Below are 1,072 nucleotides of genomic sequence, written 5' to 3'. Positions count from 1 at the left end.
ACACATCAGGACGAGACAGCAGCCCATATCGCCAGCTCAGAACACTAATCCCCAGTCAGAACCCGTCGTAACTTCGGCTTAGCACCGCGGGCCCGCATCGGTTTCGACGGCAATGACATTGAGCAACTTCTTGACGCCCTAGTGGTGTGTCCCACAATTAGGCGACAGTTTCTAGGGTAGCGCGTGCTCGTGCGACCTTGGTCAGGATCGACTCGGCGGTGGCGGTCCACACGTAGGGTTTCGGATCGCTGCTGTGGGCGTCGATGTATTCCTGGATGGCGGCGATCAGGTCGGGTACCGACCCAAAGGCGCCGCGCCGCAACGCTTTGTCGGTCAACTCACGAAACCAGCGCTCCACCTGATTGAGCCACGACGAGGAGGTCGGCGTGAAGTGCAGGTGGAAGCGGGAGTGTTTGTCGAGCCAACGCTCTATCTCGGCATGCTTGTGGGTGGCGTAATTGTCCAGGATCAAGTGGACCTGCAGCCCCTTGGGAACCTCCCGGTCGATGTTGCGCAGGAACTTCAGGAACTCCTGGTGGCGATGCCGGGGCAGGCATTGTCCGATCACCATGCCGGTCAACACGTTGTGGGCTTGACCCCGTTTGGTGGACACAGGGTCAGGCGGCTTGTGCCGTCTGAGTGAGTTGGTCTTCGAACTCGACCGGCCTCATCATAGCGAGGGCCGAATGACGTCTGCGTCGGTTATAGACCCGCTCGATCCAATCGCCCACGGCGAGCTTGGCGGCCGCCTTGGTCGGCCACAGGTGTCGGTCGTAGAACTCGACTTTCAGTGTGGCCCAAAACGATTCCTGCTGGGCATTGTCCCAACACACCGCGGTGCGGCCAACTGAACGGGCCAGGTTGTGCTCATGGGCGAACCGCGCGAGCTGTGCTGAGGTGTACTGGCAGCCGCGATCCGCGTGCAACACGACCTGCTCGGCGAGTTCGCCGCGCATCGCCACAGCCATCTCCACGGCGGCCTGGACCAGATCGGTGTGCAGGTAATCGTCGATGGCCCAGCCGATCACCCGACGTGAGCAGCCATCACGGACGGCGCACAGATACAACCAGC

The 1,072-nt window shown here is 61.5% G+C and carries 1 protein-coding gene and 1 pseudogene; both read right to left on the bottom strand.

Annotated elements, in window-relative coordinates; all coding sequences use genetic code 11:
• Positions 1–157 precede the first annotated feature (157 nt).
• Positions 158–667: pseudogene (locus BST40_RS28190) on the bottom strand (IS630 family transposase); the annotation flags it as partial.
• Positions 618–1,072: IS3 family transposase (locus BST40_RS28185; protein WP_142276860.1), on the bottom strand; the 455-nt coding region annotated here is incomplete at its 5' end. The pseudogene BST40_RS28190 and the gene BST40_RS28185, both read right to left, overlap by 50 nt.

The sequence above is a fragment of the Mycobacterium persicum genome (assembly GCF_002086675.1).
GTDB classification, from domain to species: Bacteria; Actinomycetota; Actinomycetes; order Mycobacteriales; family Mycobacteriaceae; genus Mycobacterium; species Mycobacterium persicum.
This window is presented reverse-complemented; position numbering and strand designations above follow the sequence as displayed.